This is a genomic window from Clostridium intestinale DSM 6191 (assembly GCF_900130055.1).
In the GTDB taxonomy this organism is placed as follows: Bacteria; Bacillota; Clostridia; order Clostridiales; family Clostridiaceae; genus Clostridium_T; species Clostridium_T intestinale.
In genome coordinates this window covers 1-26,903 of sequence record NZ_FQXU01000022.1, presented here as the reverse complement: position 1 = coordinate 26,903, position 26,903 = coordinate 1, and the positions used below count along the sequence as shown (strand labels likewise).

Below are 26,903 nucleotides of genomic sequence, written 5' to 3'. Positions count from 1 at the left end.
TCTGTATAATCCTTGCATAACCTAACTGAATGTTTTCAGACAAAAAAACTGCGAATAAATCGCAGCTTTGTATTATTTAAATCTATTTATAATAAAATTCTTTTATAATTAACTTTTCCACTTTAGCAATAATGCAGAATGTATTATTACAACTACAGATCCTATATTATGTACCAATGCCCCCAATATAGGATTTAAAACACCCGCCATAGCGAGTATAATTGCTACAAAGTTTAATATCATTGATATAATGATATTAATATTTATTGTCCTCATAGTTCTTATTGAAAGCTCTATTAAGTGTGGTATTGCTTTTATATCATCACCTATCAGTGCTATATCTGCTGCCTCAACAGCTATATCACTACCTATTCCTCCCATAGCAATTCCTACAAAGGATTTCTTTAAAGCGGGAGCATCATTTACTCCATCTCCTACCATACAAATTCTTTCGTCTTCACTTTGAAATTTATCAATTACGGATAGTTTATCTTCTGATAAACACTCTGAATAAAACTCATCAATTCCTGATTCTAAAGCTATGTTTGAAGCAGTTTGCTTATTATCTCCTGTAAGTAAAACAGTATCTTTTCCTAATTTCTTAAGGTTCTCAACCATTTCTCTAGAATTATTTCTTAACACATCTTCTAATACTATAAATCCTTTTATTATAGAGTTCTCAGCTAAAAATACAATTGTGCATCCTTTGCTTCTAAATTCTTTAACTTTATCCTCTTGAGAAGAAGTTAAAGCTATATTGTTTTCCTTTAAGAGCCTGTCATTTCCTGCTAAAACCTTCTTGCTACTTATAGTTCCGTATACCCCTTTACCTATTTCCATCTTAAAGTCTGTTATGTCTTCTAGTTGCAACTTTGACACTGAATTAAAGTGCTCTACTATTGCTTTACCTAGTGGATGTTCTGATGATTTTTCAACACTAGCTATTAGTTTTAATAGCTGTTCTTCTGAAATAGATTCATCAAAAGACTTAACCTTAGTAACCTTAGGTTTTCCATAAGTTAATGTACCTGTTTTATCAAAAGCTATTTTTCTTACCTTTGATAATCTCTCTAGGGCATCCCCTTCTTTAATTAAAATACCGTATTTAGTGGCATTTCCTATCCCTGCCATTATTGCTGTAGGAGTTGCTAATACTAAAGAACATGGACAAAATACAACTAGTATGGTAACTGAACGTATGATTTCTCCTGTAATAAACCAAGTTGCTACTGCTGATACTAACGCTATAACAACAATCCAAGTCGCCCATCTATCTGCCATACCAACTATTTTAGCTTTTCCTGCATCTGCTGATTTAACAAGACGAATCATTTTTTGAAGTGAACTATCTTCACCAACCTTTGTTGCTTTCATTTCAAATGCTCCAAATTGATTTACAGTTCCACTAAAGACTTCATCTCCAGTCTTTTTATCCACAGGCATTGATTCGCCAGTCATAACTGATTGATCTATTGATGTTTCACCTTTTATCAAAACTCCATCAACTGGTATAGTTTCTCCTGGTAATACTTTAAGAATATCATTTACCAATACCTCTTTAGCAGTAATTATCTTTTCTTCCCCAGCTTTAATTACCCTTGCTGCAGTTGGGGTTAGGTTTACTAACTTTTCAATTCCTGCCTGAGCCTTTTTAACAGTACGTTCTTCTAGTAATGCACCTAAAGTCATAATAAATGCAACTTCTCCAGCTGCAAAAGTTTCTCCTATTATAACTGATGCAATTAACGCCATAGATACTAATACGTCTGCTTTGATATCAAACTCAGTAACTAATCCAATTATAGCCTCTTTAATTATAGGAAGCCCACATAAAATAATTGCAATCCATGCTAAATCAATAGGAGCTTGTACTAAGTCAAAGAAACTAAATATAAGTGATATTACTGAAATTATAAGTCCTAATATGGTGCGATTTTCTTCATCTTTAAATACTGAATTTACTATAGCCATAACAATATCTCCCTTCTTATATACCTATAGGGGTATATGTATATAATATTGTTTGGACTATTTTTTGTCAATAAAAAAGTAGCCAATTTTCATTGACTACCTTACTTTCCTTATGACATTCTTGAAAAATGTTCTATAGCTTTTGCAAATTCTTTAATAGTTTTATCAGCATCTCCATGTTCTATACCATCTTTTACACAATGGCTTAAATGCCCCTCTAATACTACTTGCCCAACTTTATGAATTGCACTTTTAGCTGCATTTATTTGAATCAAAATATTCTCACAGTCCACATCTTCATCTACCATTCTATCTATGGCATTTAACTGTCCCATAATCTTCTTTATTCTTCTATGTATATTATCTGAATCCATACATTGACGCATGATAACCCTCCATTCACTAACCCCATTGTTATTAATATGTAGAAAGAATATCATTCATATTAACTAATGTCAACTTTAGCTATCTTCTAGAATATTTTTTCAAAAGCTATTCTTTCATTTCCATCAAGTAGATAAATTATTCCACAGTATTCAAACTTGTTTTTCTTAAGAAGTTTTTGCATAGATAAGTTCTCTCTATGAGTATCAACCTTAATGCTATGAACATTATTAATTACACAAAGCTCTTCAACTTTTTTTATAATTTCAGATGATAAACCTAGACCCTTATATGTATTATCAACAGCTATCCTATGTATTACAGCATACTTATCATTAGTAATCCACTTACCATCATAGATATTGTTATATGTACTTTCTCCATCAAAGGAAACAGCTACTGTAGCTACAATATTATCATCTTTTAATAATACATAGCTATGCCCATTCACAATATCATTATTTATAGTATCACTATTTGGATAATTATTTTGCCATTGATTTATACCTTGTTCTTTAAAATAATCTTGAGCTTGCTTTATTACTACCATTACGTTATCAACATCTGCTTTAACTGTTTTTCTAAAATTCAATTTCTTCTCCATCGTTCATTCCTTACTGTCTAATTCTCTTATTATTTTTCCAAACTACAATTTAATTTCTATAAATTATATCACATTTTATTTAAAGTGTATAAAGCTAATTATATTTCTTTTTCAATGAAATTAACCCTCTATAATTTTCCAGTATAAATACTTCTATATTACACAATATATTAAGGAATACCTTACCTTTACAAAAATCATGTTCAGCTTTTAAATATTTTTCCATGGACATGATTAACTTTGATGGCAGCTGTATAGTTCCAACACATTAATAACTTTTTTAATATATTACCTAAATTAGAATCATATTTATTGAAATTTATCTTTCTTTAAATATGATTCTTTTTTAATTCTTTATAACTATACCAACTATTAGCAAAATGTCCTATCCCTAAAAATACAACTAAAATACCTAACCAAATTGATTTTCCTAAAAAAGCAGCAAATAAAAATGCTCCCACTGGAAAAACAGCCATAGGAATAGGTATAAAACTTAAAGGCTCCCATAAAAGTTTATATTCTTGTCCTTTAACTACATATCTACCCCACAAAAAATAATATATCAATATACATAATCCCATAAAAACAGCCCAAACATTTATAGTTAATTTCTCAAAGTTATTTTTAGATATAACTAAAATTAAAATACATCCAACCTGCCCTATTCTTTCTAAAACAGTAAATGTAATTCCTACATCTTTTAAAACCTTAGGTGCATTATTTGGTGGAAACTTTATTATTAATAAATTAGGTATAAATATAGCTATTGCAATCATTGTTCCTATTATTGAAAAACCCATTACTTTACCTCCTTTAGTTGATTTATTATAATCCTAATTATACCATGTGGGTTACATATAATAGTAGTCTTACACAGTAATAATGCGATATTGACTTGAGTATTTATTATGCTTGCTATAAAATAGTAATAAGGTTACACATAATAATTATATATGGTAAAAATCATTATGGGAGGTTTAAAATGTTATCAGAATTAATAAAGAAAAATAGATCTTATAGACGTTTTTATCAAGATGAAAAAATAAGCACTGAAACTTTACTTGAACTAGTAGATTTAGGTAGGTTATCTTCTTCAGCTGCCAACCTACAATCTCTAAAATATGTATTATCTAACGATGATGAAAAAAATCAAGTGATTTTTAATACTCTTGGATGGGCTGGTTACCTAAAAGATTGGGCTGGTCCTGAAGAAGGAGAAAAGCCAAGTGCATACTTAATACTCGTTAATGATACATCTATAAGTAAAAATCCTGCTATTGATGTAGGTATTGCTTCTACAAACATTCTATTAGCTGCTGTAGAAAAAGGACTTGGGGGTTGTATGCTTTTAAATGTAAATAAAAAAATTTTAGCACCAGCTCTAAATTTAAGTGATAATCAAGAAATAGCTATGGTTATAGCTTTAGGAAAACCAAAAGAAGAAGTTATTCTAGAAAGTGTTTCTTCATCTTCGGATATTAAATACTGGAGAGATGCAAATCAAACACATCATGTTCCAAAAAGAAAGTTAGAGGACATTATTATAAAATAATTTACTAGATAAAAGAAGAATTCAGATTAATTACTGAATTCTTCTTCTCTTATTTTTTCACCTTTTATTTTATAGCTCATATCATTTGTAGTTATAACTTTATATTCGCCGTTTTCATATTCTACTTTTGATATGCTAGCGTTTTCGATTCCAGATACATCAATGCTTTTATCTAATTGATTAAAAATATTCCTAAGTATACCTCCATGTACTACTAAAAGAATATTTCCTCCTCCATTATCAGAAGCTTCTTTAGTGATTTCAGTTAATGCACCCATTACTCTATTAATCATAATATCATAATTTTCAGCTTGTCCTGTTTCATCTAAAGACGCACAAGTATCTGCAAAAGCTCTCCCAAAGTCAGGTATTTTTAAGGCTTCTTCAAAGGATTTAATATTTAATTTTTTAAATATATCATTAAATAAAACCTTCTCTATTTCTCCCTCATATTTCCCAAAATGCATCTCTCTAAGTCCTGGAACCTCTACAAGTTCTAAGTCTTTATTAGCCTTATTTTCTCTTATAACAATTTTAGCTGTCTTAACTGCACGCCCTAAATCACTGCTATAAACTGCTTTAAATTTTATATCTCTTAATCCTAAAGCAGTACTTGTAACTACTTCTTCTCCCTCTTTAGTTAATACTCCATCACACCAACCTTGAACACGTTTAGCTTTATTTATTATGGTTTGTCCATGTCTCATTAAATATAGTACAACTTTATTATTATCCACAATCATTTATAAATTCCTCACAATCTTTATTAAAATTACCCTTATTACACTAACTTTTTCTTATAACAAAGTTTATATACTATTAATTATATATCAATTTTTCTTTTATAAATTTCTTTTTTTGTAAAAGTACCATTAAAATCACTTAACATCTATTAAGCTTTTTTTATCCTCGTACATATTTTTATCTGCTACTTTAATTAAATCAGTAAGATATTTCCCATCTCTAGGAAAAATTGAATAACCAACACTAATTCCAAGATTTTTGTTAGAATAAATATCGCTTACCTTCTTTTTTATATTTTTAATCATATCATTTAAAGCATCTATAGTTGTATATGATAAAAGAATTACAAACTCATCCCCACCAATTCTAGATACATGACCTCTTAATCCAACCACATTAGCTATTATCTTAGTGCTTTCATCTATATAATAATCTCCTTCTATATGCCCATATGTATCATTAACCATCTTGGTTCCATCTAAATCACATACTATAACAAAAAAAGGATTTTTCTCTCTTGCGACAGAATCATATATCTTTTCGATTCCATTTCTATTTAAAATACCAGTCATATGATCTGTCATAGCTGACTTTTCTAATTTATTCATCATTGTTTTAGTGAAATTACTCCATAATATTACTCCTATTATGTAGATAATTCCGCCTAAAGTAAATCCAGCTTTTCTTATATTACTAATAAACTCATAATCAAAAATACTTCCTATAAAATCAGCAAAGGTTGCAACTGTTAGCAAAGCTAATCCTCCTATTAATATAAGGAAGGTGTATGATTTAAGAGGCCATTTTTTATTAGTGAAGTATAATAATTTAATCATATAGAAAAGCAGTATGGCTACGGCCAAAAATATCAATAACTTTCGAAACTCAAACATGATAATTCTCCTAAAATATTAATATACTAAATATTATATATTACATTATAATATTATTCATTAACTATTATGTTAAGAATTTATCATCTTGATTATGTAATCATCCATGTAAATCTATCATAGCTTCAACTTATTTAATTTCTTCTATAACACCCTCACAATAATTCTTTACTCCATCAAATCCATTAACCTTATATGCTTTATTTAAATCACTGCCTATTCCAGTGCAGTTAGCTCCAGCCTTAAACCATTCATTTATGTTTTCCTTATTAACCCCGCCTGTAGGCATTACTTTAAGGTCAGGGAAGATTGATTTCACAGCACCAACAAAAGCTTTTCCAACAACATTTCCCGGGAATACTTTTATAAACTCTAAACCAAGTTTTCTTGCTTTATTTACCTCTGACATGGTCATAAGTCCAGGTATTATTAAAGTCTTTTTCTCTTTGCAGTATTCTATTATTTCCTCATCAAAACATGGAGATACTATAAAGTCAGCTTTATTTTTTATACATTCATCTACTTCATTTTTAGATAAAACAGTTCCTGCTCCTATACATAAATCATTGTATTTTTCTTTTAATTCTCCTATAAGCTTTGGGGCATCTGGTACACTCATAGTAATCTCTATTACCTTAAATCCGCCTAAAATAGCACCTTCACTTATTTCTTTTGCTTCTTCATAGCTATTAGTTCTTACTACTGCAACCACTTTATTTCCTATTAAAGTTTCATATATTTTATTAAACATATCTTCCTCCTTAACGTTCTACCTTTTTATTTTTTCCTAGGTGAACAAGAACATCTTCGTAATATGGTAGTCCTTCATTATCACCTTCAACTCCTACTACCAAAGAGCCTACTGCATTTCCGAATCTTATACTATCCTCAAAAGATTCGCCCTTTATTGTTGAAGTTAAGAATCCTGCTGCGAATCCATCTCCAGCTCCAACTGTATCCACTAAAGCTTTTGGTGCTATTCCATCAATATAAAATATCTCTTTTCCCTCATATCCCATAGCCCCTTTAGCTCCTCTTTTTATTACCACTTTAGATATTCCATAGCTATAAAACCTCTTTATAGCCGCCTCTAAATCTCTAGTTTCTAACAAAAGTTCTACTTCTTCATCTCCTACTAAAAGTATATCAACATGAGGTAAAATTGAGTTTATAAATTCCTTTGCTTCTTCTTTTGTCCACATTTTCAACCTTATGTTTGGATCAAAAGATATTAATAGTCCATTTTTTTTAGCTAACCTTATAGCTTCTAAAATTATATTTTGATTGTTTTTTAATATTGAAGGAAAAACCCCTGTTATATGCAAAACTTTACTCTTTTTAAAGTATTCTTCATTTAAATCTTCTGGTTTCATAGTACTTGTAGGGGAATTTTCTCTATAATAAAAGGATCTGCTTGAGCCATCTGATAAAACCTCTCTAAAATACACAGAGGTTGGATGTCCATCTACAAGTTTAACCTCTGAAGTATCTACATTATCGGCTCTTACACTTCTTAATATAAATTTCCCAAAATCATCATTACCAAGGCTACTTATCCATCCTGATTTTAACCCTAATCTAGCACATCCTATTGCTACATTTAGCTCTGCCCCTCCAACCTTTTTCTCAAAGGTATTTGTAAATATTATTGGTCCTTTTTTCTCAGGACACATTGCTACCATTCCATCACCTATTGTTATAATATCCAAAATGACTTCCTCCTTTTTCTCTTATAATACTAACTAAAGAGTGCCAATAAAATTGACACTCTTTAGTTCACTATATTACTTGTCTATTATTCTTCTATCTTTTTCATAAACATATAACTTAATGCAAAAGATGAAGCTAAAGCTATTATCATTCCTAAAACAGCATATATAAAGTATGGTCCTATATAAGCTGGAATACTGAACACACTTGATAAAATATATCCATATAACCTAACTCCAAAGAAGCTTATAAATGCAGAGGATATGGAGCTTCCTATTGTTGCAGCTAAAAATGCTTTTTTGTATTTAGCTAAAACTCCGAATAAAGCAGGCTCAGTAATTCCTAAAAGCCCTGATATACCAGCTGAAACAATAACTGACTTTTCATTATTATTTCTTACCTTAAAGTAAACTGCTAGAGTTGCTCCAACTATAGATAGGTTGGCCATAAACATCATCGGCATTAACATATCATATCCTTGAGTTGCAAAGTTTTGAAGAGCAATTGGTGTCATAGCATGATGCATACCAGTCATAATTGCTATTGGACGAATTGCTCCAACTACAATACCTGCTAATACTGGTGAAATTGCAAATAAACCTTGAACTATCCAAGCTAAGAAATTACCTAAATGAATACCTATTGGTCCTATTACAGATAAAGCTAAAAATCCTGAAATAAATAATGTTAATGTAGGGGTTACAACAGTTTTTAAAACAGAAGGCATATATTTATCAACATACCTATGAACATAACTCATTACTAAAACAGAGAAAATAATTGGTATAACTGTTCCTGTATAATTGAAAACTGGAATTGGTATTATTCCCATAAAATAAAATGCTGCTATTTCTTTAGCTTTTGCAGCTTCCACCATAGTTGGGAACATTACTGTCGAAGCTATTGCAATTCCCAAATATTGATTTGTTTTAAACATTTTTGCTGCTGAAGCTGCTAAGAAGAATGGTAAAAATGTAAACACTCCACTAGCCATCATATCAATGATTTGAACAGTAGGTGTAGTACCAGAAATTATTTTAAGTGCTACAAGTCCTGCTATAAGACCTTTAATCATACCTGCTCCTGCAATGGCTGGAACAATTGGTCCAAAAACTCCAGATACAGTGTTCATAAATGCTGTAACTAAATCCTTTTTCACCTTTGGTTCATTATCAGAATTTTTTTCATTTGCAGACACACCTAGTTTATTAGCTAAAATGTTATAGTACTCATTAACTTTAGTACCAATTACAATTTGAAATTGGTCTTTATTAAATTGAGCACCTACCACTCCGTCTAACTTTTTAATTTCTTCTAAGTTAACCTTGTTTTTATCCTTAAGGTCAAATCTAAGACGTGTCATACAATGCCATGAATTAATAATATTTTCTTTTCCGCCAACATTAGAAATAATTGCGTTTATAATTTGTTCTTTTTCCATTAAGCATTCTCCTATTCATATTTTTATAATTTCGTTTACAAGATGAATGATAGCACAATTAATTTTAAAAATAAATCAGTCCAAAAAATCATTATTTTTTCTTTAAAGCCTTATAAAACAAGGCTTAACAAGGAACTTATACATTAATTGGTATGGTTTATTTTAAATAGCACTGATTTTATCAAACCAAATTGACTTTACCTTCTAAGACATGTTTCAATAGTATTAAAGTAATAATGAAAAGAGGAATTTTAATGACACCAACAATTATTGCAAATGTGGAATGTTTTACTTTAAAACCAGATAGACACAATTTAGTAGTAGTTAAGGTTACTACAGATAAAGGGATAACTGGCTATGGCTGTGCAACTTTTCAACAAAGACCAAAAGTTGTTAAGCTTATGGTAGAAGAATATCTTAGACCTATACTAATTGGAAAAGATGCAAATAATATCGAAGACTTATGGCATATGATGATGGTTAATTCTTATTGGAGAAATGGGCCAGTAACTAACAATGCAGTCTCAGGTGTTGATATGGCATTATGGGATATAAAAGGCAAACTTGCAAACATGCCTTTATATCAACTTTTTGGTGGAAAATCAAGAGATGCTATTCCAGCATATACACATGCTGTAGCTGATAACATTGATGATTTATATAAAGAAGTGGACTCTATATTAGCTGAAGGTTATAAACATATTCGCTGTCAGCTAGGTTTTTATGGTGGTAATCCTACTAATCTCCACTGTCCCGAAAACCCTACTCCTGGTTCTTATTATGACCAAGATGATTATATTGATACGACTTTAAATATGTTTTCTTTATTAAGAGAAAAGTACGGGAATAAGTTCCACATACTTCACGATATTCATGAAAGACTTTTCCCAAATCAAGCTGTTCAATTTGCTAAAGATGTTGAAAAGTTCAAACCATATTTCATAGAGGATATTTTAGCCCCAGACCAAAATGAATGGTTAGGACAAATACGCACGCAAACATCAACACCAATTGCTAGTGGTGAATTATTTAATAACCCAATGGAATGGAAACATCTAATTGCAGAAAGAAAAATAGACTTTTTAAGGTGTCATGTTTCTCAAATCGGCGGAATTACACCAGCTTTAAAATTAGGTGCATTATGTGAATCTTTTGGAATAAGAATTGCATGGCATACACCTTCAGATATTACCCCAATAGGAATAGCTGTTAACACTCACTTAAATATCCATCTTTATAGTGCAGCTATTCAAGAGAATATTCCAATAAATCCAAACACAAGAAGTGTATTCTCAAACATAGTTGAAGCAAGAAAGGGATACATATATCCTATAGAAGCTCCTGGAATAGGTGTAGATTTTAATGAAGAAAAAGCATTAGAATTCCCTATAGAATATAGAATGCATGAATGGACTCAAGCAAGAATTCCTGATGGATCAATTATGACTCCTTAAAAAATTAAGACAGCTTTATAGCTGCCTTAAGGAATGATGTTCTTTATTAAAAGCTGTTATATATGTGCATTTATAATCTAAAGCAATATTTTCACTCGCTACGAAAACTTTTCCTTCTGCTAGGATTCCCCTACTAGAAATTTTCATAGCGGGTGTTTTCTTTTTTTGCTGTAAAAGCTCTGCCTGCTCCTTATCTAGAAGAATAGACTCGTATGTATTAAAATAATGAGAAATCTGTAATTTTTGCTTTTTTACATAGGATTGAATTGATTTTTCAATATCGCCCTTAGATAAATTAGGAAATAAGTGCACTGGTAATTTAGAATATTCGATCTGCATTATCTGATAATTAATTATTCTAAGACGGCAAAAAGACCATATCTCATCACTAGCCTTTATATCAAAAATCTGTTGAAATTCTTTAGTGGGTAACTGTTTCTCAAAAGAAATAACTTTTGACGTTATCTTAGAATAGTGAGTTTCTGTCAGAGAATTATAAACTAATGGACTAGTTTTAATATTTTTTCCTATAAAAATACCTGATCCTTGCACAACCTTAACAATTCCCATGTTCCTCAATCTATTAATAGCCTCATGAATTGTATATCTCGAAACATTATACTGTATTGCTAATTCTCTTTCCGTAGGAAGTTTTTTTGTTACAAACTGATCTTGATAAATCTTACTAAGTAAATCATGTACAATAAACTCTCTCTTATTCATTTTAGTATTCTCCTAAAATATATGAATTTTATGAATTGCTCATAATTATAGCAAAAAAGATGATTCCTGTTCAATACAGAAATCATCCTCTTTAAAGTTTTTATTATAAAATCTCTCCGTTAGATTCAATGACTTTTTTATACCAATTGAAACTCTTCTTTTTAGATCTCTTTAAGGTTCCATTTCCTTCATTATCTTTATCTACATAGATAAATCCATATCTCTTTTTCATTTCACCAGTAGATGCACTTACAAGGTCTATACATCCCCATGGAGTGTATCCCATAAGTTCAACACCATCTTCATTTACTGCATCTTTCATAGCTTTTATGTGTTCTCTTAGATATTCTATTCTATAATCATCTTCTACATATCCATTTTCATCTACATTATCCACAGCTCCTAATCCATTTTCCACAATAAATAGAGGTTTTTGATATCTATCATACATAGCATTCATAGTTATTCTAAGGCCTAATGGATCAATTTGCCATCCCCATTCGCTTGCTTTTAAATGTGGATTCTTTAAAGTTGCGAATACATTTCCTTCTGTTTGTGCATTTATCTTAGGATCTGCACTAGTTAATCTTGAAGAATAATAACTAAAGGAAATAAAATCAACTGTATTTTCCTTTAAAAGCTCAAGATCTCCTTCTTCCATCTTTATATTAATATTAAGCTTCTCTAGCATTTTTTTAGCATAGTTAGGATATTCTCCACGAGATTGAACATCAATAAAGAAATAATTTTCTCTATCCTTCTCCATTGACTTCCATACATCTTCTGGTGCACATGTATTGGCATAAGTATTTCCAGCAGCTAACATACAACCAACTTTAAAGTTTGGATTTATTTCATGAGCAATCTTAGTTGCTTTTGCACTTGCTATTAATTGATGGTGTGCAGCTTGATATTTTATAGCTTCAACATCATCACCTTCTTCAAACACAAGTCCTGCTCCCATAAAAGGTAAATGTAATAACATATTTATTTCATTAAATGTTAGCCAGTATTTAACCTTATCTTTATAACGCGTAAAAATAGTAGTGCATAATCTTTCATAATATCCTACCATTTTACGACTTCTCCATGAACCAACTGTCTTAACTAAGTTCATAGGTACATCAAAATGAGTAATTGTTACTAATGGCTCTATACCATACTTTAGACATTCATCAAATATATCCTCATAAAACTTTAAACCTTCCTCATTTGGTGTCTCATCATCTCCATTTGGAAATATACGTGACCAAGCAAGAGATAGTCTAAAAGTTTTAAAACCCATTTCCCCAAATAGTGCTATATCTTCTTTATAATTATGATAAAAATCAATTGCCTCATGACTTGGATAATAATGATCTTCATCACATTCAAACATCTTCATTTTTCCAAGTGCCACAGGGAAACGATCTTTTCCTGCTGGAACTACATCAACTGTGGATAATCCCTTTCCACCTTCTAAGTATGCACCTTCTAATTGGTTAGCAGCCGTAGCTCCTCCCCATAAAAATCCTTCTGGTAATCTGCTCATTTAAATTTCTCCCTTCGTTAAACATATTTAGATACACTTTTATTTCAAAAATTATTAATTTATTTTAATCCACATTAAGTATGAACTTTTCCACAACTTCTGCAACTGCATTGTTATCATTATCATTTTCTGTTATATAATCTGCAACCGCTTTAGCCTTTGGATTAGAATTTTTAACAGCTATCCCAAGTCCAGCCTCTTGTATCATCTCAACATCATTTTCATCATTACCAACAGCTATACATTCCTCTAAAGAATATCCATAGTGTTTTGCTAATACTTCAAGAGCTTTACCTTTATTAATTCCTTTCCTAACTATTTCTAATGAACCAAAGCCAGAAGTCACTACTTCCACATTTGGTATAGTTTCAATTCTTCTTCTTATTTCATTAAATAGATTATTATCATCTTCATGAATCTCTATTTTTAAAGCTTTCACCCTATGTTCATCAATATAGGTTACTAAGTCTGGAACTAGACGAAATTCCATTCTATGTTTTCTAGGAAGCGATAGATTTAATTTAAATAAAAAATCTTGTACTATTCTTCCAATACCTTCTGAATACACAACATATGGATCCATAACATGATAATATACATGGTCATATTCATTTCTTAGCATTGAAATAATATCACCTACAGTGTCTGGATCTATGTATTCTTTATAAATCTCATTTAAATCACCATCGTACACTATACTTCCATTACCTGCTATAATAGGTTGATTCTTAGGCATATCATCTGTAAATAATTTAAGTGCTGCTGGAATTCTTCCTGAGCATATTACAACCTTTATTCCCAATTCAGCAGCTTTCTTTATTGCAATATAATTTGCTTCTAGCGGCTTATGTTCGGCATCTAAAAAAGTACCATCCATATCAATAGCTAATAATTTGTATTTCATTCTCTAAATCCCCCTATTTAAATATTCACAGTTACTTTTTTATTATAACCTAATATTAATCATTAAGACTTTCTATTTTTGTAAAAAGAAATTTCTATGCCATAAGCCTTGATTTTCTTTCTAATTTTACACATAATATAGATAAGAATACTAATTATAAGTTAACAATTAATAATTATAGATTAAGGAGAAAATATGTTAATAACAGATAGTTGTGTAGATTTTAATAATGAAGTCCTTGGGGACGATACAGAAATAAAGAGAATTCCTTTTATAGTTACAATTGATGGTAACGATATAATAGACAAAAACTTAGATACTTCTGACTTATTGTCAAAGATGAAAGAAACTAAAAATAGAATCTTAACAGCATGTCCTTCACCTAATGACTTTTTTGAAAGTTTTAAAAAAAATGCTGAAAATTATGTTGTTACTATATCATCAAAGCTAAGTGGATCTCACAATAGTGCAATAGCAGCAAAAGACATGTTTGAGGAAATGGAACCAGGAAGTGAGGTTCATGTTTTTGATTCAAAATCTGCTTGTGCTGGAGAATCTTTAGTTGCACTAAAGGTAAAAGAATTATTGGCTCAAAACCTTAGTTCTCTAGATATAGTGGAAAAAGTTAATAGCTACATATCTCAATTAAAGACTTTATTTGTGCTTAACTCTTTAGATAATCTAGCTAAAAACGGAAGAATAAGCAATTATCAAGCTATAATAGGAAACCTACTTAATATAGTTCCTATTATGGGTGAAAATGGTGAAGGTGAAATAGTTTTAAAAGAAAAAGTTAGAGGAAAGAAAAAAGCTTTCTCAAGACTTGTAGATATTATAGGTGAGGCTCCTATTGACTTTAAAAATACAGTTTTAGCTATAACACACGTACATGCATTAGAAAAAGCCACTGAGCTTAAAGCAGTTATAGAAAGTAGATATCCATTTAAAGATATTATTATATTTGAAGCTAGTGGATTAAGTACTGTCTATGCTGATAATGGCGGAATAGTAATCGCGTATTAACTGAATTAAATTTATTACTATTTAAGAGTGTCGACAAAGTCGACACTCTATTTTTAACGTAAATTATCCAAACTTAAAAACTATAAAATTTTAAAACCACCCATACTTATTAGTTCAAGAAAAGCGCCATAAAATCTTTTGCAGAATTAGTTAAAAATTTATTTTTATGACTAATAATTGAAAAGTTTTGTATCAATGTTATATTTTTTATTGCTACCTCTACTACCTCTCCCCTATCTAAGTTTTCCTTAACTAAAAGATATGGTAATGCAGATATACCTAAATTTTTGCTAACCGCTTTTATTATAGCTTGTGTACTTAGGCTTTGCCATCTTTGATTTATATTTATTCCATGCATTTCAAAAATATTATCTATTATTTCTCGACCAGCGCTTCCATTTTCTCTTAAAATAAATTCTGAATTATTTAAATCAGATATTTCTATTTCTTTTACTTTAGACCAATGATGATCAGGTGAGCATATAAGAACCATTCTATCTGTCATAAAAATCTTACTTTCAATATATTCACTATGAGAGAATCCCTCTATTAGTCCTAAATCAATTTCATTGCTTAATACTAAATCTTCAATACTCTTTGAATTATCAATTATAGCATTAATTTTTATATTTCTATGAGTATCTTGAAACTTTTTCACAAAGTTAGGGAGTAGATAATTTCCAATAGTTATACTCGTTCCTACTCTCAAAATTCCAATACTATCTAAGTTTCTAATACTTTTTTCTGCTTCATCAAACAAAGAGACTATATGTGTTGCATAAGAAAGTAATTGTTTACCCATTTCAGTTATATGTAATCTTTTTGAAATTCTATCAAATAACCTTACCCCATAATAAGCTTCTAGTTCCGTAATTGCGAGACTTGCTGCAGGTTGAGTTATAAAGAGCTTTTTTGCAGCTGCAGTAACGCTTTTACATTCACATACTGCAACGAAAATTTTCATATGCCTTAATGTCATACATATTCCACCTTAAATAATATAATTTTTTCTTATGATATTTATATTATTATATTATTTTACATATGAACATTCAAGTAGTAGAATTTATATTGCGGAGGGATGCTTTATGCGTAAAAATATTAATACCTATATAATACTGTTCACTTCAACTTTTTATTTAAGCGCAGTAACTTTCGGTGGTGGATTTGTTATTATACCTTTGATGAAAAAAAAATTCTCAGATGATTTAAAATGGATTGAAAAAGACGAACTTCTAAATTTAGTTGCAATAGCTCAATCAGCACCGGGTTCTGTAGCAGTAAATTCCTCCATCTTAATAGGTTATCGGGTTTGTGGCGTACTAGGTGCATTAATAACTATATTCGGAACTGTTTTACCACCACTTTTAATTTTATCTACTATTTCTTTATTTTATAAATCTTTTAGCCAAAACGTGATTGTTTCAACTATACTAGATGGAATGCAGGCTGGTGTTGCTGCTGTCATTATTGATGTTGTTATCAATATGGGACAAGATATCTTTAAAGAGAAGGAAAAACTATCTATATTACTAATGATTATAACCTTTATATTATCTCATTTCTTTAAAATTAGTGTAATTTATCTACTTATTATATGTATAGCAATTGGAGCATTGAAAACTTATTTAAACACTAAATGTAGGGAGAAAAAATAATTTATGATTCTATTTAATCTTTTTTGGAGTTTTTTTAAAATAGGTCTATTTAGCTTTGGAGGTGGATATGCTGTTATCCCCCTAATTCAAACGCAAGTAGTTTATAATAATAACTGGCTTACACAAAGTGAATTTACCGATTTAATTACAATTTCTCAAATGACACCAGGTCCTATAGCCATAAATTCATCAACATTTGTAGGAATACGAGTTGCTGGATTAAGTGGAGCTATAATTGCAACATTAGGATGTGTATTACCATCATGTATTATTATGTCTTTATTAGCTTGGCTATACTTTAAATATAAACATGTAGATATGGTTCAAGGAATTCTTAAAAGTCTTCGCCCACTAATCATAGCCTTAATAGCTTCAGCTGGTATATCTATTTTTACACTATCAATATGGGGAGAAGGAAATATATCTCTAAATCCTTCTGATATTGATTTTATTTCTATTATTCTTTTTTCATTAGCTTTGATAACTTTAAGAAAAACAAAATGTAATCCAATTTTAATTATGCTAAGTTGTGGTTTAATTAGATTTCTCTACTTTTTTATTTATAAATAACTGTCTCAAGTTTCCTATTTATTTTCCCCTACTATATACTGACAACTATTTATTATCACATTAATTTCTAATGTGTTTTAGTAATCATTTCTATTCAATAATTATATAACTTTTCATTATCCTAAATATTTAAATGAGCTTTCTTTTACATTTTTACTACTTGCCCCAATAAATACTTTAAATTCGCCTTTTTCAGCTGCAAAATTCATATCTTTACCAAAGAATTTTAGATCTTTTTCTGATATTATGAATTCTACTTCTTTACTTTCATTAGGTTCAAGTTCTATTTTTTCAAAACCTTTTAATTCCTTTACGGGCCTAACTACACTCCCAATAACATCTTGAATATAAAGCTGCACAACTTCTTTACCTTTTACCTGACCTACATTCTTAACTAACACTGAGGCTTTAATGCACTCATTACTTTTTAATGTAGTGCTGCTTAATTTAATTTCATCATACTCAAAATCTGTATACGATAATCCATATCCAAATTCATATCTAGGCTCGTTAGAAGAATCTATGTATTTAGATATAAATCTGCCTACATGTCCTGATCCAATAAAAGGTCTTCCTGTTTTAAATTCATTGTAGTGTACTGGAATTTGCCCAACATTTCTTGGAAAACTCATTGTTAATTTTCCAGATGGATTAACTTCTCCAAATAGTATATTAGCAAGAGCTACTGCTCCTTCTGTTCCTGGGAACCAGGCCTCAACTAATCCATCAACTTTATCTAATATATTATCTATAACTAAAGGTCTACCATTAAACATTACACACACAATAGGTTTGTTAAGCTTACTTAGCTCTTCAAGTAGTTTTAGCTGCATTTTATCAAGGCTTAGTTCAGTTCTACTTCCAGCTTCTCCACTTTGTAATGTATGCTCTCCTAATGCAAGCACAATTACTTCTGCATCATCTGCAACTTTTAATGACTCTTCTAAATCTTTTTCAAAATCTCTTTTCTCAAGTCCTTTGCTTGATAGGAAACCAAATCCTTCTATCATAGATAAATCACTTAAAATATCACAACCTTGAGAATACAATAAGTTTTCTCCTATTTTATCTTCCATTGTAGTCTTTAAAGTTTTTATATTAGCTTTATCTGCAAAAAAAGCCCATAATCCAACTAAGGATGTTTCATCTGCATAAGGCCCAATCAATGCAATTTTTTTATCCTTTTGTAGTGGTAATACACTATTATCATTTTTCAATAAAACTATTGATTCTTCTGCTAGTTTAAGTGCTATTTTTTTATGTTCCTCTGAACCTATAACTTCATTTTCTAAGCTTTCACTTGCGCCTCTATATGGGTTTTCAAATAAACCTAACTCATTTTTTAAATTTAATATGCGTAATACTGCTTCATCTATTAACTTTACATCTATCTCATTTTTTTCTACTAACTCTTTTAGATTATTTGAATAAACAGATGTTTTCATATCAAAATCTACACCTGCTTCAATTCCAAGCTTTGCTGCCATAAAATCATCTTCTGCAATTCCATGATAAATTAGTTCTTTTATTGCAGCATAATCTGAAACAGTTACTCCTTTAAATCCCCACTCATCTCTTAATAGTTTTCTCATAAGCCATTCATTACCTGATGCTGGTATTCCATCTACTGTATTAAATGATGTCATCACCATTTTACAACCTGCATCTACAGCCGCCTTATATGATGGTAGATACTCTTGTCTAAGTTGTCTTTCTGACATATCCACAGTGTTATACTCTCTTCCGCCTTCTGGAGCTCCATAGGCAGCAAAGTGTTTTACACAGCTTGCAACATGTTCATTATCTAAATTGCCTTGAAAACCTTCGACTTCTATCTTTGCATATATACTATTTAAATACGAATCTTCTCCTGTTGATTCCATAACCCTTCCCCATCTAGGATCACGAACCAAATCCACCATAGGAGAAAAAACCCCATGTATACCTGTTACAGCAGCTTCCTTAGCCACCATTTCTATTCCTTCTTTTACAAGTTTAGTATTCCAAGAACCTCCAAAAGCTAAAGGAATTGGTAAAACTGTTTGATATCCATAAATTATATCAGCACAAACCAAAAGAGGTATCTTATTTCTATTGTTTTTTAAATGCTCGTCTTGTATTTTTTTTAACTTTTCGGCACCAAACACATTATAAATAGACCCCATATTACGTATTACATCATCACTCATTCCTAATTTAGCTTTAGGTCCAGTAACTGCTGCATTTTCACTATAAAGAGATCCATCTAGCTGAACAAGCTGATATATTTTTTCTTCTAAAGTCATTTGCTTCAATAACTCTAACACCTTTTCTTTTTCCATATTATCACCTCATAAAATGTATTTAAATTAGTATTATAAATTTATATTCCTTATTTCAATAGCTAAAGCAATATAAATTCACTTAAAGCAAGTGAATTTATATTGTCTTTTTACCCTATACTATTTATCAAATTTCTCATACATTAAAATCATTTCTTGAATTAAATCCTTTGCTAATAAAGATGTCATTAAATGATCCTGAGCATGCACCATTAAAACACTATACTCTGGAGATTCTCCATCAGATTCTTTTTGTATCAACTCAGTTTGAGCATTATGTGCAAGCAAAGAACTTTCACTTGCTTGTTTAAGTAAATCTCTCGCCTCCTCAATATTACCTTCTCTAGCTTTTTGAAGAGCTTGAAAAGATAAAGATCTAGCAAGTCCTGAGTTTGATATTAAATTAAGTGCAATTAATTCTTGATCCATTACTATTTTCCTCCTACGTCTAGTACTATTTTTAAGCTATTTCTTCTTTCTCTTGTTCTAAATATTGTTTATCTAATAATTTAATAAATGGAGCCCATAATACAAATCCAACTGTAAATGTAGCAATAGGTATTAATGCGGACCATGGATTAAAATTAGTTGCAATAAGTTGTTGAAGTATAGGTGGAGTAGTCCAAGGTGCTTGTATAATTGGTACCGCACCAGTTAACAACATTAATCCATATGCTACACCTGTTTGTATCAATTCTACAAATATCCAAGGTATAAACAATGTCGTGTTAAACATAACTGGAAGACCAAATACAAAAGGTTCATGTATATTGAATAAAGCCGGAATTAATGCAACCTTTCCAATAGCTTTTGCCTGCTTAGATTTACCTAAAGCTACAAGTGCAACTATTTCTGATAACTTAGCCTGACCAGTATAAACTGTAAATGCATCAGTTAAAAGATATGGTAATGGCTGACCTGCATTAAATGCATCTAAGTTTGCAACCATTGCTACTGTTGCTATTGGTTGCCAAATTGATAATGTTACATTTGTACCATGTATTCCAAAGAACCATAAAATCTGAGCCAAAAATAATAGAAATAAGAATACCCAAATATTATTACCAAAACCTAATAAAGGCTTAGTTAATATTGTATAAACCGCATTTTGAAGAGTTCCAAATGAAGTAAGCTCTATTAAGTTTCTTACTAATAAAAAGAATGATAACGATCCCACTAAAGGAATTACTGATAAAAAAGGTTTGGCAACATTGTCAGGTACTGATTCTGGCATTTTAATAACAAAATTCTTATGTTGTAAATATGCATAAATTGATATGGATATTACTGTAACAAATAATGCTGTAAATACACCATTTGCACCTAAATTAGCTGTTGGTATAACTCCTGATACAACTGCATTTTTTACTATTTGACCATCTACTACTACATCAGTAACAGTAGATAGTGGAGTTACTATTAAAAAGGATGCAAATGCTACTATGATTCCAAATAAAGGTTCTATCTTTTTTAATTTAGCATAACTATTTGCTGCTGCAAAAATTATAAATACTGCTAAAATACCCATAGTAACTGGATATGCAGGTATAAGTTTAGTTTTAAGCCATAAGTCTGTTGCTGGAGCATATTTATCTAAGAAAGGAAAGTTAGTTAATATAAGTATTATTGACGCAAAAAGAGTAATTGGTAATGTTCCCATCATTCCATCTTTTATAGCAGTCATAACCTTATTACTATTTATTGCATCTGCTACAGGCATCAAATGCTTATTAAGAAATTTCTCAAGTTTTTTCATAAAATTATTCATTATGATTCCTCCAAAATTCTATCTTTACATATATTATTTTTGTACTTTAATTTACTTATTTATTAATCATAGTTTTTATTTGAGCTAATATCTTCTCTCCATTACCCATGCCATAATCCATAGGATTTATCACATCTAATGGTTTATTTTTTATGCTAGCTATTTCAGCTAACTGAGCTTTTTTATATCCTATTTGAGGTCCAAGCAGTATAACATCATAATTATCTATTACTGTTTCTAATGAATCGACTGGTTCAGCTTTTATTTCCCAATCTTGTTCTTCTGGACCAAATGCTTTTACAATTTTCTTCATTACTAGGCTTGTTGACATACCTGCTGCACATACTAACAATATTCTCATAATAAGTTCCTCCTTAATTTATATTTTCTTACACCTTTATTATTAGCAATTACTATGCCAAACACATAACAACTAAAAATTAACCCGATAAAGTAAGGCTTTATCGGGTTTAGATATATTAATTAAAATTTTTTTATACACATCAATCTATTTATACACATCAATTATAATGTGTATAAATAGATATCATACACATTATACTCTTTTTATTAATGAGTATATATAACATAATTCATCTTCATTTATTATTATTTCAAATTTCTCTTCAATATTTCTAAGTAAATATTTTAACTTTTCTAAGTCCTTAGCATACAAAGTCTTAAATGACTCTTTTCTGCTAAAAGTTACCCCTTCTTCTCTCCCTAAAATTCTTTCTAAGGCACAAACCATATGCATACTTAATCCCACAAGAGTATCTAAGTCCATTTCTATTGAATAAACTTCTTCTATTCTCTTTAGTGAATCTACTAATATATCTCTAAAGGTATTCAAATCATATAACTTAATATCATCCTTAAAATTTTCTATAATCTTATTGCATATTTCCTCTATGCTTTGTCTATTTGAAGAAATATCTTTTCTAACATTAATTATAGATTTTAGCTTAGTAAAGTCTTTATCTAAAAATAGTTCACTTGCAGAAACAAAAGGGATAGCGTGTAACTCAGGATTTACTGTTCCAATGATGGCTATTATATTTTTTTCTTTTAAAATCCTTTTAACTCTAATGTGCATATCTTCCTTATCACTTATTGACATTGGAATAACTTGAATATTTTTATCATCTATATATAGCTGTTCTTCAACCATATTCTTAAGTTTCATAGCACTGCCTTCACCTGTTAAACACATGGTTATTATAACATTTTCCTTTGATTTATCTAGCTTTGTATAATCATTGCTATAATAAATATTAAACAAATTCTTATGTATAACTTCATTATATATATCATCAATATCTGTACCCATAGCAGCTTTTCTTGAAGCTTCCAATGCTATTAATGTAGTTACCATATCTATACTCTTTATCTTAACTCCAGTTTCTTGACTTATAAGTTCTCCAAACATACTTAAAGAGCCCATATCAGCTAGCATAAGTACTCCTCCACCTTTATTTATAGATGGAATGTACTCTTTTAACTCCTCATATGCAGTTTTAGTGGATTTCTCTAAAGGCATATCGAATCCAAAAGTATTCTCTTCCCCAATTAATTTATTAACTACATCTGCCATGGAACTGGCGGTTGAATTTCCATGCATAGCTATAAGTATTACAACAACATCGTTATTTTCTTTTTGACTTACAAACTCATCAGTTATAAACATCGTTATAAACCCTATTTCATCCTTAGGTACTAAAATACTATATTCTTTCTCCAAAGCATCTGCTAAATAATTAGATACACTAAATTCCTTTGGATATTTTTCTATTATTTCTTTAATCTTATGATTTTCTACAAATTTGTTTAATCTTATTCTTTCAATAGAAGATCCCACGTGTAAACATAATCCGTAAAATATCTTCTGCGGGAAAACCTTCTTAAGCTCTTTTCCAGCATGATTTAAAAAGTCTTCAACTAATTCTATTACTTTTTCATCTACTACTTTAGAAAGCTCTTCCTTATTTATATTTTCATTAAATTTATATATAAATTTCTTAAAATACTTTTCTATGTCCATACTCATAATTAAATTAATATCATCTTCTGTTAAACCTCTAGCCTTTAATGTGCTAATTCTTTCTTCCAGAGAATCATAAAAGGTGTTTGCAATTGAACTGTCTTCTTGTTCCCTCTTATTTTTACTTCCTTCTATAGTAAAGTGAAACATAAAGCTGTCAGAGATAATTTCGTCTAGTTCTTTTTTGTGTAATTTATAGTTTATAATCCCCTTTTTTATATACTCAGGTAACTCGTCAATATCAACATTTATATAATTTGAACCATTTACTACACACTTTAAAAATGCATTTGCACAAACTAACTGTATATCATTTTTAAGCTGCCCTATATTTCCTACGCAATTATATAACATTAAATTTTTAATAACCTCTGAAGTAACCTTTATATCTTTGCTAGTTTTACCTGCTTCAATTTTAAAAAACTCACTTAAGAGAGAAAATCTTTCCTTCATTGTTCTATCTCTTAAAGATGGGAGAGATATAACCATGGGTATTCTTCTAGTAAAGGTTGATAATAAGCTGCTATCCTTATTCTCCGTAGTAGCACAAATTATAATTACATCTGCTTTATTATACTCACCTGTCTCCCCTAAAGGTTTATATTGTCCTTTATCCATAAGATAAAAAAACATTTCTTGCCCCTCTGGTGGCAGTCTATGAACTTCATCTAAAAATAAAATTCCTTTATTAGCTTTTTGAACTAACCCTTCCTTATCTTCATTTGCTCCAGTATAACTTCCTTTTTTAGCTCCAAATAATTGTGCTAATAAGAGCTGGGGATTGTTTGAATAGTCTGCACAGTTAAAGGACACAAAAGGAGAGTTTTCCATTAACACCTCATTATCAATTGCAAATTTATACATCAACTCTGCAAACATTGTCTTTCCTACACCAGTAGCTCCTAGCAAAAGTGTGTGAAGTCCTTTAGGTGGATAAAGAATTGCTGCTTTTGCCTGTTGAATAGGTTTTAATAAACTCTCACTACTTCCTATTAAAAAATCAAGACCAGAGGATTCTTGAAGCTCTCTTTTCTCTGCCTTCTCTATTTTAGATTCCACCAAATATATAACGGGCTTCCCTTTTGTTTTAACTATTTTTTCTTCTTTATATAATTTATTTAATATACTGCTGACATTTGCTCTCTGCATGTCAAGTTTATCTGCTATATAATTCGTTGTGCATCCTATTTCATACCCTTTATTTTTTTGCTTTTTACATGTTTCAGTAATAACCTCTAATATTAATTCTTCATTTGATTTTTTACTCATCAATATCACTCCCCATTAAACACTTATACACTTTTTATCTTAATAAACTATCTAATGTGTTTAATGTATTATATCATAATTTATACTTAAATGAAGATGAGTTAATGTTTTATGAGTCATTATTTTATGAATGCCTTAAATATGATATTAAAATTTAAGGATTCAGCAGAATACTGAATCCTTTCAAAAAAGTTTACTTTATTTATATATTACATTAATATCTGGATGAATTAGTTTAAGTTCACTAATAATTCTTGCTGTGGATTCATTTATAACAAAGTTTTTCCTTATTCTTGCCTCTTTACTTTTATTATTACTTACACTAGTCATTAATACCTCTCCTCCCTATAAAATCTTTAACTATTCGAATCCACCCCGCTCTATTATATACTCATGATAATGCCTTATAGCGCTATCTATTAATACGTTTAATCTTATATTTACATTTGGATGTAAGAACTTAAGCTCATTTAACATTTGAGCAGTTGATTCTCTAATGCTAAAACTCTTTCTAATAGCTAACTCTTCCTTTTCTTCTAAACTCATTACTCTACTTATCATTTTATTACTTCCTATTTTTATATTCCCTGTACTAGAAATCGTACTAATACCTCTACTTTTTAACTCCTCTTCTATATGAAATTCCTTTATTACCTTTTCATTAAGCACCTCCCCATCTGTCCATATAGCACCCTTCGCATATTCTTGCTTTTTAGGTGTTAGCTCTTCTATATTTCCCTTTACTTCCTTTTCACTTTTATTCATCATTTCTCTCCTAAGCAATTTTTACTAATATTCTATTCATATCACTGCTCACACATTCCAACATTCCGCTGTTCCTATGTTCTTATGTTTCTATGTTTCTATGTTCCTCTTCTCCCACATTTCAGTGTTTCACTGTTCCAATGTTTCGCTGTTTCGCTGTTCCGCTGTTCCCACATAAAACTGTTTCACTGTTCCAATGTTTCTGAATAAGAACAGTCCTATGATTCTTTTGTAATTTATAAAAACAAAATATCTAAACTATACAGATATCACTTTTCTTTTTATTAATCGAATCTTAATTTTTAATTTTACTATATTTTCCATATGAATATTATTTGAATTCCGACTTTATTCATCAATAACAGTCACCTTTTATACTTTCATTACATATTGTGTAGAGTAGTAAAAAATTAAACGAAAGGAGAGATAGCACTATGTCTATAATAAGAGACTTAAAAACAAAGTCTTTAATTATTGAAATACAGTCAGGTGTTGATAAAAATGGTCTTCCTACTTTTAAGAAAAAGTCCTTCTCTAATATAAAACTTGATGCAACTGATGGAGATCTTCATGCTCTTGCAGAAGCAATATCTAAAGTTCTTGCTCCTGAAACTGGAGATTATCTGTTAGATGAGCTTTCCATTTTATCAGATACTGAATAAAATGAAAAAAATAATAAGGGAAGGAGGTGATGAATATGCAATACTCTTTGAGTCTTACGTTTATTACTCAAAATGGTAGCAAATCTAATATAACTATTGCAGATGCTAAAAGTGATCTAAGTAATGAGGATGTAACTGCCTTAGTTAAAAAGATATTAGAGCTTGATATATTCACCAGCAAAAACGGCCCATTAATTTCCTTTCATTCTGCTATGCTAACTGAAAAGAATTCTAAAGACTTCGATATTCAGTTAGATTAAAAATTTAGGGTTCAGCAAATCGCTGAACCCTTTTTGACTATTATCTTTATCTTATTTTAATTACTCCACCTTCCATACCAGAAGTGGCTAAACTTGTGTACATTCCAAGTACTCCTTTAGTATATTTAGGAGGTTTTGGTGTCCATTTCTCTTTTCTTTCTTTTAGTATTTTCTCTATTTCTTCTTTTGTTTTTTCTTGTCCATTTATTCCTACTATGTTTATTCCTCTGTTTTCTATATCTATGTGGATTATATCTCCATCTTTAACTAAAGCTATTGGTCCTCCATTACTCGCTTCTGGAGATACGTGTCCTATAGCAGGTCCTCTAGTTGCTCCTGAGAATCTTCCATCTGTTATAAGAGCTACTGTTGAGTTTAGTTTTTCGTCTGAAGCTATGGCTTCTGTTGTATAGAACATTTCTGGCATTCCGGAGCCTCTTGGTCCTTCGTATCTTATTATTATTGCATCTCCTGGTTTTATGCCTCCATTTATAGTTGCTTCAAAGGCTTCTTCTTCTGAGTCAAAGGCTCTTGCACTTAGTTTTATATCTCTCATTCCTTTAGGTAAACTTGAGTGTTTAACCACGCATCCTTCTGGTGCTAGGTTTCCTTTAAGTACTGATACTGCTCCTATTTCACTTATTGGACTTTCAGC

27 protein-coding genes and 1 pseudogene are annotated in these 26,903 nt (G+C 30.2%); 7 read left to right on the top strand and 21 right to left on the bottom strand.

Going from position 1 to position 26,903, the window contains the following annotated elements:
* Positions 1-108: 108 nt before the first annotated feature.
* From BUA92_RS21725 to BUA92_RS21710, 4 genes are all read right to left on the bottom strand, one after another.
* Positions 109-1,971: a heavy metal translocating P-type ATPase gene (locus BUA92_RS21725; RefSeq protein WP_073022734.1), complete on the bottom strand. Its 1,863-nt coding sequence runs from the start codon at positions 1,969-1,971 to the stop codon at positions 109-111.
* Between the two features lie 110 nt (positions 1,972-2,081).
* On the bottom strand, positions 2,082-2,357 hold the full coding sequence (locus BUA92_RS21720) for a metal-sensing transcriptional repressor (RefSeq protein WP_073022733.1): 276 nt from the start codon (positions 2,355-2,357) through the stop codon (positions 2,082-2,084).
* A gap of 86 nt (positions 2,358-2,443) precedes the next feature.
* A complete protein-coding gene (locus tag BUA92_RS21715) occupies positions 2,444-2,947 on the bottom strand; it encodes a GNAT family N-acetyltransferase (protein ID WP_073022732.1) in 504 nt (167 codons plus the stop codon).
* 341 nt (positions 2,948-3,288) lie between these two features.
* The gene (locus tag BUA92_RS21710) at positions 3,289-3,759 is read right to left on the bottom strand and encodes a hypothetical protein (RefSeq protein ID WP_073022731.1); all 471 of its coding nucleotides are present in this window, start codon (positions 3,757-3,759) and stop codon (positions 3,289-3,291) included.
* 182 nt (positions 3,760-3,941) lie between these two features.
* Between BUA92_RS21710 and BUA92_RS21705 the strand changes: the two genes are divergently transcribed.
* Positions 3,942-4,511 (top strand): nitroreductase family protein, encoded by a 570-nt coding sequence (locus BUA92_RS21705; protein ID WP_073022730.1) that lies wholly within the window; start codon positions 3,942-3,944, stop codon positions 4,509-4,511.
* Positions 4,512-4,537: 26 nt separating this feature from the next.
* On the opposite strand, the gene BUA92_RS21700 is transcribed toward BUA92_RS21705, so the two are convergent.
* From BUA92_RS21700 to BUA92_RS21680, 5 genes are all read right to left on the bottom strand, one after another.
* Entirely contained in the window at positions 4,538-5,254 is a 717-nt protein-coding gene (locus BUA92_RS21700; protein ID WP_073022729.1) for a histidine phosphatase family protein, read from the bottom strand.
* A gap of 135 nt (positions 5,255-5,389) precedes the next feature.
* The gene (locus tag BUA92_RS21695; protein ID WP_242950230.1) at positions 5,390-6,010 is read right to left on the bottom strand and encodes a GGDEF domain-containing protein; all 621 of its coding nucleotides are present in this window, start codon (positions 6,008-6,010) and stop codon (positions 5,390-5,392) included.
* 268 nt (positions 6,011-6,278) lie between these two features.
* Positions 6,279-6,899: a bifunctional 4-hydroxy-2-oxoglutarate aldolase/2-dehydro-3-deoxy-phosphogluconate aldolase gene (locus BUA92_RS21690; protein ID WP_073022727.1), complete on the bottom strand. Its 621-nt coding sequence runs from the start codon at positions 6,897-6,899 to the stop codon at positions 6,279-6,281.
* Positions 6,900-6,909: 10 nt separating this feature from the next.
* Positions 6,910-7,857: a sugar kinase gene (locus BUA92_RS21685; RefSeq protein WP_073022726.1), complete on the bottom strand. Its 948-nt coding sequence runs from the start codon at positions 7,855-7,857 to the stop codon at positions 6,910-6,912.
* An 86-nt stretch (positions 7,858-7,943) separates the two neighbouring features.
* Positions 7,944-9,299: a PTS transporter subunit EIIC gene (locus BUA92_RS21680; protein WP_073022725.1), complete on the bottom strand. Its 1,356-nt coding sequence runs from the start codon at positions 9,297-9,299 to the stop codon at positions 7,944-7,946.
* 254 nt (positions 9,300-9,553) lie between these two features.
* Here BUA92_RS21680 and BUA92_RS21675 point away from each other — a divergent pair, with 254 nt between their 5' ends.
* Positions 9,554-10,753, top strand: a complete 1,200-nt coding sequence (locus tag BUA92_RS21675) for an enolase C-terminal domain-like protein (RefSeq protein WP_073022724.1) — start codon at positions 9,554-9,556, stop codon at positions 10,751-10,753.
* Between the two features lie 15 nt (positions 10,754-10,768).
* On the opposite strand, the gene BUA92_RS21670 is transcribed toward BUA92_RS21675, so the two are convergent.
* The 3 genes from BUA92_RS21670 to BUA92_RS21660 form a co-directional block, all read right to left on the bottom strand.
* Positions 10,769-11,476, bottom strand: a complete 708-nt coding sequence (locus tag BUA92_RS21670) for a GntR family transcriptional regulator (protein ID WP_021803358.1) — start codon at positions 11,474-11,476, stop codon at positions 10,769-10,771.
* 103 nt (positions 11,477-11,579) lie between these two features.
* Positions 11,580-13,007 carry a 6-phospho-beta-glucosidase gene (locus BUA92_RS21665; RefSeq protein WP_073022723.1) on the bottom strand — a complete coding sequence of 476 codons (1,428 nt, stop codon included), beginning with the start codon at positions 13,005-13,007 and terminating at the stop codon, positions 11,580-11,582.
* A 64-nt stretch (positions 13,008-13,071) separates the two neighbouring features.
* Positions 13,072-13,911 carry a Cof-type HAD-IIB family hydrolase gene (locus tag BUA92_RS21660; RefSeq protein WP_073022722.1) on the bottom strand — a complete coding sequence of 280 codons (840 nt, stop codon included), beginning with the start codon at positions 13,909-13,911 and terminating at the stop codon, positions 13,072-13,074.
* A gap of 195 nt (positions 13,912-14,106) precedes the next feature.
* Between BUA92_RS21660 and BUA92_RS21655 the strand changes: the two genes are divergently transcribed.
* Positions 14,107-14,934, top strand: a complete 828-nt coding sequence (locus BUA92_RS21655) for a DegV family protein (RefSeq protein WP_073022721.1) — start codon at positions 14,107-14,109, stop codon at positions 14,932-14,934.
* 109 nt (positions 14,935-15,043) lie between these two features.
* On the opposite strand, the gene BUA92_RS21650 is transcribed toward BUA92_RS21655, so the two are convergent.
* Positions 15,044-15,913 carry a LysR family transcriptional regulator gene (locus BUA92_RS21650; protein ID WP_073022720.1) on the bottom strand — a complete coding sequence of 290 codons (870 nt, stop codon included), beginning with the start codon at positions 15,911-15,913 and terminating at the stop codon, positions 15,044-15,046.
* A 109-nt stretch (positions 15,914-16,022) separates the two neighbouring features.
* On the opposite strand from BUA92_RS21650, the gene BUA92_RS21645 reads away from it, so the two are divergent.
* Positions 16,023-16,592, top strand: a complete 570-nt coding sequence (locus BUA92_RS21645; RefSeq protein ID WP_073022719.1) for a chromate transporter — start codon at positions 16,023-16,025, stop codon at positions 16,590-16,592.
* 3 nt (positions 16,593-16,595) lie between these two features.
* Complete coding sequence (locus BUA92_RS21640) at positions 16,596-17,162, top strand: chromate transporter (protein WP_073022718.1); 567 nt, start codon at positions 16,596-16,598, stop codon at positions 17,160-17,162.
* Between the two features lie 116 nt (positions 17,163-17,278).
* On the opposite strand, the gene bglX is transcribed toward BUA92_RS21640, so the two are convergent.
* The 7 genes from bglX to BUA92_RS21610 all read right to left on the bottom strand — a co-directional run bounded on the left by bglX (position 17,279) and on the right by BUA92_RS21610 (position 25,326).
* Positions 17,279-19,483 carry a beta-glucosidase BglX gene (bglX, locus tag BUA92_RS21635; RefSeq protein ID WP_073022717.1) on the bottom strand — a complete coding sequence of 735 codons (2,205 nt, stop codon included), beginning with the start codon at positions 19,481-19,483 and terminating at the stop codon, positions 17,279-17,281.
* Between the two features lie 120 nt (positions 19,484-19,603).
* A complete protein-coding gene (locus tag BUA92_RS21630) occupies positions 19,604-19,912 on the bottom strand; it encodes a PTS lactose/cellobiose transporter subunit IIA (RefSeq protein WP_073022716.1) in 309 nt (102 codons plus the stop codon).
* A 31-nt stretch (positions 19,913-19,943) separates the two neighbouring features.
* Entirely contained in the window at positions 19,944-21,251 is a 1,308-nt protein-coding gene (locus BUA92_RS21625; protein WP_083553626.1) for a PTS sugar transporter subunit IIC, read from the bottom strand.
* A gap of 55 nt (positions 21,252-21,306) precedes the next feature.
* Positions 21,307-21,612 carry a PTS sugar transporter subunit IIB gene (locus tag BUA92_RS21620; protein ID WP_073022715.1) on the bottom strand — a complete coding sequence of 102 codons (306 nt, stop codon included), beginning with the start codon at positions 21,610-21,612 and terminating at the stop codon, positions 21,307-21,309.
* A 195-nt stretch (positions 21,613-21,807) separates the two neighbouring features.
* Positions 21,808-24,561, bottom strand: a complete 2,754-nt coding sequence (locus BUA92_RS21615) for a sigma-54-dependent transcriptional regulator (protein ID WP_073022714.1) — start codon at positions 24,559-24,561, stop codon at positions 21,808-21,810.
* Between the two features lie 198 nt (positions 24,562-24,759).
* Entirely contained in the window at positions 24,760-24,891 is a 132-nt protein-coding gene (locus tag BUA92_RS23795) for a hypothetical protein (RefSeq protein WP_278335159.1), read from the bottom strand.
* 30 nt (positions 24,892-24,921) lie between these two features.
* Positions 24,922-25,326: a hypothetical protein gene (locus tag BUA92_RS21610; RefSeq protein WP_073022713.1), complete on the bottom strand. Its 405-nt coding sequence runs from the start codon at positions 25,324-25,326 to the stop codon at positions 24,922-24,924.
* Between the two features lie 434 nt (positions 25,327-25,760).
* On the opposite strand from BUA92_RS21610, the gene BUA92_RS21605 reads away from it, so the two are divergent.
* Both BUA92_RS21605 and BUA92_RS21600 read left to right on the top strand, forming a co-directional pair.
* Positions 25,761-25,988: a DUF1659 domain-containing protein gene (locus BUA92_RS21605; RefSeq protein ID WP_073022712.1), complete on the top strand. Its 228-nt coding sequence runs from the start codon at positions 25,761-25,763 to the stop codon at positions 25,986-25,988.
* A 35-nt stretch (positions 25,989-26,023) separates the two neighbouring features.
* Positions 26,024-26,248 (top strand): DUF2922 domain-containing protein, encoded by a 225-nt coding sequence (locus BUA92_RS21600; RefSeq protein WP_073022711.1) that lies wholly within the window; start codon positions 26,024-26,026, stop codon positions 26,246-26,248.
* Positions 26,249-26,294: 46 nt separating this feature from the next.
* On the opposite strand, the pseudogene BUA92_RS21595 reads toward BUA92_RS21600, so the two are convergent.
* A pseudogene (locus BUA92_RS21595) lies at positions 26,295-26,903 on the bottom strand (dihydroxy-acid dehydratase); the annotation flags it as partial.